Source organism: Piscinibacter sp., from assembly GCF_050175855.1.
Classification (GTDB): Bacteria; Pseudomonadota; Gammaproteobacteria; order Burkholderiales; family Burkholderiaceae_C; genus Piscinibacter.
The window spans coordinates 1-7,973 of record NZ_JBFXIO010000246.1 but is presented as its reverse complement, the minus strand read 5'-3'; the positions used below and the strand labels follow the sequence as shown (position 1 = coordinate 7,973).

General features: G+C 73.6%; 6 protein-coding genes and 1 pseudogene. 3 read left to right on the top strand and 4 right to left on the bottom strand.

Going from position 1 to position 7,973, the window contains the following annotated elements:
- A partial coding sequence (locus AB7U92_RS17415) for a DUF1513 domain-containing protein (RefSeq protein WP_428579661.1) occupies positions 1–900 on the top strand: 900 nt, incomplete at its 5' end.
- 2 nt (positions 901–902) lie between these two features.
- Here AB7U92_RS17415 and AB7U92_RS17410 read toward each other — a convergent pair.
- Complete coding sequence (locus AB7U92_RS17410; protein WP_428579658.1) at positions 903–1,820, bottom strand: LysR family transcriptional regulator; 918 nt, start codon at positions 1,818–1,820, stop codon at positions 903–905.
- Between the two features lie 96 nt (positions 1,821–1,916).
- Here AB7U92_RS17410 and AB7U92_RS17405 point away from each other — a divergent pair, with 96 nt between their 5' ends.
- Entirely contained in the window at positions 1,917–3,470 is a 1,554-nt protein-coding gene (locus AB7U92_RS17405; RefSeq protein ID WP_428579655.1) for an NADH-quinone oxidoreductase subunit L, read from the top strand.
- 19 nt (positions 3,471–3,489) lie between these two features.
- Complete coding sequence (locus tag AB7U92_RS17400) at positions 3,490–6,018, top strand: YbcC family protein (protein ID WP_428579652.1); 2,529 nt, start codon at positions 3,490–3,492, stop codon at positions 6,016–6,018.
- Positions 6,019–6,042: 24 nt separating this feature from the next.
- On the opposite strand, the gene AB7U92_RS17395 is transcribed toward AB7U92_RS17400, so the two are convergent.
- From AB7U92_RS17395 to AB7U92_RS17385, 3 genes and pseudogenes are all read right to left on the bottom strand, one after another.
- On the bottom strand, positions 6,043–6,738 hold the full coding sequence (locus tag AB7U92_RS17395; RefSeq protein ID WP_428579650.1) for a hypothetical protein: 696 nt from the start codon (positions 6,736–6,738) through the stop codon (positions 6,043–6,045).
- 116 nt (positions 6,739–6,854) lie between these two features.
- Entirely contained in the window at positions 6,855–7,727 is an 873-nt protein-coding gene (locus tag AB7U92_RS17390; RefSeq protein ID WP_428579647.1) for a TIR domain-containing protein, read from the bottom strand.
- A 53-nt stretch (positions 7,728–7,780) separates the two neighbouring features.
- A pseudogene (locus tag AB7U92_RS17385) lies at positions 7,781–7,973 on the bottom strand (serine hydrolase); the annotation flags it as partial.

Sequence of the window (7,973 nt, the reverse complement as noted above, 5' to 3'; positions counted from 1 at the left end):
CATGGGCTGATGGCCATGCCCGATGGCGGTTTCGTCGCGGTGGCCAACCGCCCGGGCCGCTGGCTGCTGCGCTGCGATGCGCAGGGCCGCGTGATGCAGCGCCATGAACTGGCCGACGATGGCGCGCCGCACACCCTCGGCGGCCACGCGCTGCTGTCGGCCGACGGCCAGCGCCTGTTCACCTGCGAGACGAACCCCGACACCGGTGAAGGCTGGATCGGCGTGCGCTCGCCCGACACGCTGCGCCGCCTCGGCGAGTTCCCGAGCCAGGGGCTGGACCCGCACCAGATGCTGCTCGACGGGCAAGGCCGGCTGTGGGTGGCCAACGGCGGCATTCCGCGCCTGCGCGACGGCCGCAAAACGGCGATGGAGCGCATGGCGCCCTCGCTCGTTCAGCTGGTGCCGGACGACGGCCGCCTGCTCGCGCAGCACCGCCTCGACGACCCGCGCCTGAGCCTGCGCCACATCGCCTGGGCCGAAGGCGGCGACGAGCGCCTGGGCGTGGCGCTGCAGGCCGAGCACGACGACGAAGCGCGGCGCCGCGAGGCCCCGCTGCTCGCCGTGCTCGAGCACGGCCGCCTGAGCCTGCCGACCCGCGACGCCCAGGGTGCGGGCTACGCCGGCGACATCGCGGCCGGCCCCGGCGGCGGCTTCGTGCTCAGCGGGCAGCGCACCGGCCGCGGTCTGTGGTGGCACCCGGGCGCATCGACGGAGTTCGTGCGCGTGGCCGAGCTCGGCGAGCCTTGCGCGCTGGCCAGCTGGGACGCCGGCCGCGGCGTGCTCATCGCGGCGCGCCTGGGCGTGGCCCGCTGGCATGCCAGCGAGGCGCCGCGCATGCTGCGCTGGCCGATGCCGATGTCACCCGACAACCACTGGCTGCTGCTCGGCCCCGGCGCGTGACCTCACGAATGCGCCAGGCCCGGTGACGGCGCGACCATCGGCGACCCGGCCAGCAGGGCCTCCAGCCGCTCGATGCGATGGCGGTGCGGCGTGGTGATGGCGTAGAAGTTCTCCTGCAGCCGCGTCGAGCGGCCGACCACGACGAGCACGCCCGTGCGCAGTTCGTCCTGCACCACCACCTCGGGCAGCACCGTCAGCCAGCCGCTGTCGCGCGCGATCAGCCGCAGCATGGCCATGTCGTCGACCTCGGCACGCCAGCGCGGCGTCACGCCGGCGGTGAGGCACAGCGCGTCGAACTGGCCGCGCAGCGCGCTGCGCGGGCCGGGCAGGGCGAGCTCGACACCGTCGAGGTCCTCTGGGATGCGCAGCCGGCGGCCCTGCCACGCCGCCGCCGGCCCGACCAGCGAGATCGCCTGGCTGCCGAGGAATCGGCAGTGCAGCGGCCGATCGGCGTCGGCGGGCACCGTCTCGTTGGCCAGCACCACGTCGAGCTGGTGCTGCACGAGGCGCTGCAGCAGCCCCTCGAGCAGGCCGGACTCCAGCGTCAGCACCACCGTCGGGTCGGCCATCAGCGGGCGGATCCAGTTCTCCTGGTAGTTGCGCGACAGCGTGGCCACGCTGCCCACGCGCAGCCGGGTCATGCCCTGGCTGCGCCCCTGCAGGCGCCCGAGCATCTCCTGGCTGAGGCCGAAGATGTTCTCGGCATAGGCCAGCACGAGCTGGCCGGTGTCGGTCAGCTTGAGGCGGCGCCCTTCGCGCTCGAACAGCGGCTCGCGCAGGCGCTCCTCGAGCTGGCGGATCTGCGACGACAGTGCCGACTGCGACAGGTGCAGCTCCTGCGCCGCGCGCGTGAGGTGCCCGGTGCTGGCCACGCGCCAGAAGTAGAAGAGGTGGTGGAAATTCAGTTGGTCCAGCCGCATCGTTCTGCTTTATCGAACAAGATGTTCCTATCAATGTAATTTACAGAACGCCAGCCGACAAGCAGCATCCCGCTCCGTGATTCCGGAGTGCCCGACATGGACTGGTTGCCTGCCCTGCTGATCGCATTCGCCCTCGCGCCGGCCGCGCTGATGGCCCTGGCGATCGCCCTGCCGCGCTGGCGTGCGTTCGGTGTGCTGTCCACGCTGGCGCTGCTCGCCGCACTGGCCACGTTGGTGGCCGCCTGGGCGGGCCCACCCGCCGGCGCCGAGCTGCCCCTGCCCGGCCTGGCCACGAGCACCCCGGGCGCCTGGATGGCGGTACTGGTGCAGCTGCTGGGCACGGTGATCGGCGTGTTCTCGGCGCGCTACCTGCAAGGCGAACCGAACCAGCCGCGCTACCTCGCCGCCTTCGCCGCCGTGCTGGCCGCCGTGCAGGTGCTGGTGCTGGCCGACCACTGGTTCGTGCTCATCGCCGCCTGGGCTGCCGTGGGCACCGCGCTGCAGCGGCTGCTGTGCATCTACCCCGAGCGCGCCTTCGCCCTGCTGGCGGCCCACAAGAAGCGCCTGGCCGACCGGGCCGCCGACGTGCTGCTGCTGGCCGCCGCCGGCTTCGCCTGGGCCGAGGTGGGCAGCGGCTCGCTGTCGGAACTGTGGCGACATGCGGCGCAGGGCGAGGCCACGCTGCTGCTCGACGCCAGCGCCGTGTGCCTGGTGCTGGCGGTGATCCTGCGCACCGCGCTGCTGCCGGTGCACGGCTGGCTGATCCAGGTGATGGAAGCGCCGACGCCGGTGTCGGCGCTGCTGCACGCCGGCGTGGTGAACCTCGGCGGCTTCCTGCTGATCCGCTTCGCGCCGCTGCTCGAGACCGCTCCGGCGGCGCGCTGGCTGCTCATCGTCTTCGGCCTGGCCACGGCGCTGCTGGCCGGGCTGGTGATGCTCACCCGCGTGACGATCAAGGTGCGGCTGGCCTGGTCGACGGTGGCGCAGATGGGCTTCATGGTGCTGGAGTGCGGCCTGGGCCTGTACACCCTCGCGGCGCTGCACCTGATCGGCCACTCGCTCTACAAGGCGCATGCCTTCCTGTCCGCCTCGTCGGTGGTGCAGCAGGCTCGGCTGCAGGCGATGCGCGGCAGCGCGTCGCCCTCGGCCGCGAGCCTGGCCGCCGCGCCGCTGCTGTCGGTGGCGATCGTCGCCCCGGTGCAGGCCATGGCCGGCACCGCGGCCTGGCCGTGGTGGTGGAGCGGCGTGCTGGCGCTGGCCTGGGCCCCGCTGTTCTGGATGCCTGCGAGGCGCGAAGGCGAAGCCTCGACCACGATGACGCGAGGTCTCGCCGGCGTGGCGATGGTGGCCGCGCTGACCGCCGCGATGCAGCTCGGCCATGCGCTGCCGCTCGGCGTGGCCGACACGCCCCTTGCCGCCGCGGGCGTCGTCGCCCTGCTCGGCATGGCCGCGATGTACCTGTGCCTGGTGGCCATGCAGCTCCGCCCGGCGCAGCTGGCCGCGTGGCGCCGCTGGAGCTATGCGGGCTTCTATGTCGACGAGTTCTACACCCGCCTGGCGCTGCGGCTGTGGCCCGCGCGCTGGGCGCCGGCGGCGCGCGATCGCACCCATGGCGCGACCGCTGCGACGCCGGTGGCCGCCAGCCGCTGACCCCGCCCACGGAGACCTCATGCAGACCACCCTCGACCGCCCCGCCGCCGCCCCCGCGTTAACCCCCGCGGTCAACGGGCTCGACGCGCGCATCGATACCGCCTGCGAGCAGGCCTGCCGAACCATCGCACCGGCATGGCCGCTGGACCGCGCGATCGCCGTCAACCCGCACTGGGCCCGCATCGGGCTGCCGGTGCGCGAGGTCGCCGCGCGAATGGCGGTGCTGGCCGGCATGCAGGTGTTTCCGTCGCGGCCGGAGATCCAGCGGGCGTGGGACTCGGGCCGCATCACGGCGCACGACCTCGACGGCGCGCTGGGCCAGCTCGGCGCGGACGACGCCGCGGCACCCGCGCCGGCCGACTGCATCGCGGCGCTGCACACGCCGGCGCGCCTGCCGCAACTGCCCCTGCTGATCGACGTGCTCGACGACGACCCGGCGCGCCACACCCGGCTGTCGTGGCGGCAGGCCATCACGCACCAGGTCAGCCAGACCTGCGCGGCCTACTTCGACGAGCAGCAGGCCGACTGGCAGCCCGAGCGCGGCCAGGGGCTCTATGCCTTCTGGCGCGACACGCTGACGCACGACCACGGCATCGGCGTGCTGATGGGCCTGCCCGACCTGGAGCGCCGCCTCGGTGCGCTGCCGGCCAGCCGGCAAGAGGCCGAGCGCTGGGTGCTGCAGCGCCTCGGCCTGCCCGAGCCGGTGTGGGCCGACTACCTCGAAGGCGTGCTGCTCACGGTGCAGGGCTGGGCGTCGTGGTGCGCCTACCTGGGCTGGCAGGCCGGGCTCGAAGGCCGCAGCGACCCGCACCTGCGTGAGCTGCTGGCCATCCGCCTGGCCTGGGGCGCCATCCTTCTCGCGTGCAAGGACGATGCGGCCTCCCGCCGCGCCTTCGCGGCGCTGCGCGCCGAGTGGGCCCGAGCGCCGGTGTTGATGCAGCAGGCCTCGCAGGCGCTGCGCATCGACGAGGCCTGGCAGCTCGCACTGGAGGTCGGCTACCAGCGCAGCCTGGCGCAGCGGCTGAAGCTGGCCGTGCCGCAAGCGGCGCCGGCACCCGAGGTGCAGGCCGCGTTCTGCATCGACGTGCGCAGCGAACCGCTGCGCCGCGCTCTCGAAGCGGTGTGGCCGGGCATGCAGACCATCGGCTTCGCGGGCTTCTTCGGCCTGCCCGTGGCCTACACGCCGCTGGGCACGGCGGCGCGCCGGCCGCAACTGCCGGGGCTGCTGCCACCGGCGGTGGAGGCCACGGACGTGGTGATCCCGGCCAGCGGCCAGGTCGACACGCCCGGCGCCGAACTGCAGGCAGCCGCCCGCCGGGCGCGGCAGCAGCACTTCGCGGGAACGGCGCCCTGGCTGGCAGGCAGCCGCTGGCCGAACACCGCGTTCTCCTTCGTCGAGGCGGCCGGTGTGGGCTACCTCGGCAAGCTGTCGCAGTGGCTGCGGCCAGCCGCACGGGCACGCGAGTCCGACGACCTCGCCGGCCTGCCCGCGCGCTACCGCCCGCTGTGCCGCCCCGCGCTGCACGGCCTCGACAAGCCGGCCCAGGTGGCGCTGGCCGCGCGCGTGCTGCACGCGATGGGGCTCGACCGTGGCCTGGCACCCCTGGTGCTGCTGGTGGGCCACGGCAGCCAGAGCGCCAACAACGCGCAGGCCGCGGCGCTGGATTGCGGTGCCTGCTGCGGGCAGACGGGCGAGGTGAACGCGCGCGCGCTGGCAAGGCTGCTCAACGAGCCCGCGGTGCGCGCCGGGCTGCAGGCGCAGGGCATCACCGTACCCGCCGAGACGGTCTTCGTGGCCGCGCTGCACAACACCACCACCGACGAGATCGAAGGCTTCGACCTCGACCTGCTGCCGGCGCGCGTGCGCGCGCGCTGGGAGCGGCTGCAGCCCGTGTTCGCGCAGGCCGGAGACCAGGTGCGCCGCGAGCGCGCCGCCCGACTCGGCCTCAATCCGCGCGCCGGCCAGCAGCCGCTGCTCGAACAGCTGCGCCGGCGCGCCAACGACGGCGCGCAGACACGGCCCGAGTGGGGGCTGGCCGGCAATGCCTGCTTCCTGATCGCGCCGCGGCAGCGCAGCCGCGGCCTGGTGCTCGACGGCCGCGCCTTCCTGCACGACTACGACGCCGACCACGACGCCGACGGCAGCGTGCTGGAGCTGCTGATGACGGCGCCGATGCTGGTCACGCACTGGATCAACTGGCAGTACCACGCCTCGACCTGCGAGCCCGAGCGGCTGGGCAGCGGCAACAAGCTGCTGCACAACGTCGTCGGCGGGCGCATCGGCGTGTTCGAGGGCAACGGCGGCGACCTGCGCATCGGCCTGGCGCGCCAGTCGCTGCACGACGGCCAGCGCTGGATCCACGAGCCGCTGCGGCTGACCGTGGTCATCGACGCGCCGGCCGCGCGCATCGAAGCCATCCTGCAACGGCACGACGTGGTGCGCCAGCTGGTCGACAACGGCTGGCTGCACCTGTGGCGCTTCGGCGAAGCGGAGCTGCTGCGCTACGCGCAGGGGCTGTGGCGGCCCGTGCAGGCCGCACTCGCTTGACGGGCAGGCGGGGCGGCGACCGACTCAGCGGGCCTCGACCGCGCGCAGCGAGGGCAACTGCCACTCACCCGAGAATGAGCGCATCGCGCCGCGGGTCTGGTCGTTGAGGGCACGCGCCCAGGCCACGACAGGCGCGGGCACGCCGGTGTCGTCGGGCATGGACTCCGGTGGGGTGAGCAGCTGCGCATGCTCCTCGCGCACGAAGGCCGTCACGCTCAGCATCGAGCCGCTGGAGGCCGCGTAGGTGCTCTTGACGACGTAGCCCGCGCCTTGCGGCACGGGCTGGCCGCCGTCCTGCAGGGTGCCGGCGACCTCGGGGAACGACTGGCCGATCACCGCCGCCAGGTCGAGCCGGCCGACGGCGAACACGCATTCGTTGCCCATCGCATGGAACGGGCTGTGCACGTAGGTGTGCGCGTCGTTGCGCATCTGCTTGCAGCTCTCCGTCCAGATGAAGCGCCCCGCCTCGCGCGTGGACTCGATCAGCAGCGCCGCGACAGGGTCGCTGCCCCCGCTCGACAGCAGCACGAGCTGCCGGTCGATGCGCACCGGGTCACCACCGGTGAAGGCACGCTTCAGCGGCGCGTTGTAGACCTGCATGCCGGCCGGCAGGCTCAGTTCGGTGTGGCCGGCCTTGACGGTGACGGGCTGTGCCCAGGCGCTGCCGCACAGCAGCGCTGCAGCGAAGGCAGCGGGAAGAAACTCGGTTCGAGAAGGCATCGGGAAGGTGGTCGTGAAGACACGACAGACTACACGCCGCCGGCCCCTTCGGCTCCGGGCAGAACGAGGATCGCCCATCGAGGACCCATTGTTCCCCCCGCGCGACGGGCGGGCGCTCAGCGCGCCTTCTTGACGTAGGCGTCCGTCACCCGCGGCTGCAGGCGCTCGAGCGCGGCGCTGGCCGCGGCGCGGTTGTCGAAGGGGCCGATGGCGACCACCCACAGGTCGGGCGCGAGCAGCGGGTACTCGGACGAGTCGACCAGCCGCGCGTCGAAGCCGGCTTCCATGACCGCCATGAGCTGGCGTTCGGCACGGACCTTTTCGGCGCGCCTGAACGAACCGGCCACGACCAGCCAGTCGCCGGCCGGCGCCTGTGCCGCGGGCGGCGGCCGGCGCACTGCCGGTTCGTCCGGGGGGCGGGTCTTACCGGCGGGCGGCGTGTGAGGGCCAAACGCCACGTAGCCGGCGATGGCCACCAGCGCCAGCGCCGCGATCGCGACAATGCCGTTGCGCCAGCCTCGCTCCGCGGCGGGGGCGGCGGCCGGCGCCGCAGCCTGCACGGGCGTTGCCGCCGGAGCCGGCGCAGGGGTTGCGGGCGCACGGCCGAGCAGGCGCCGCATGTCGCCGAGCAGGTGCGCGAGGTGCTCGGACGCCTGCCCCGGCACCCAGCCCGACAGGTCCGCGACCTGGATCTCGCGGAAGCCTCGCGGCGGCGTCACGGCGTCGAGCATCACCGGCACGAGCACCTGGCGGGCCTTGCCCTCGTCGGCTTCTTCCAGCACCCACTGCGATTCCACCGAGTGGGCCGACCAGGCCACCACCACGCAACGCGCCTGCTGCAGCGCCGCGCCGATATGGCCGCGCCAGGTGCTGCCGGCGGGAATGCGACGGTCCCAGAAGACGCTCCAGCCCTCGGCCTCGAAGGCCGCGACGAGGGGCCGGATCCGCGCTTCGTCTTCGCGGGCGTAGCTGACGAAGATGGCGCTCATGCTGGCGGTCAGTCTAATCCCGCATCGACGCCCCGGCCAGGACGCACGCCGCGTCAGCGGCGCTGCGCCTGCTCGTCGTCGATCGCCTTCTGCACCGCACGATAGAAGTCCTCGCGCTGCTGCGTGGCCAGCGGGTCGGTGGCGCCGCCGCCCCAGTTGGCGTTGCCGGCGATCACCAGCCTGCGCCGGGGATCGATGAAGATGCCCTGACCGAAGATACCGCGCGCGGCGAAGCTGCCGTCGTCG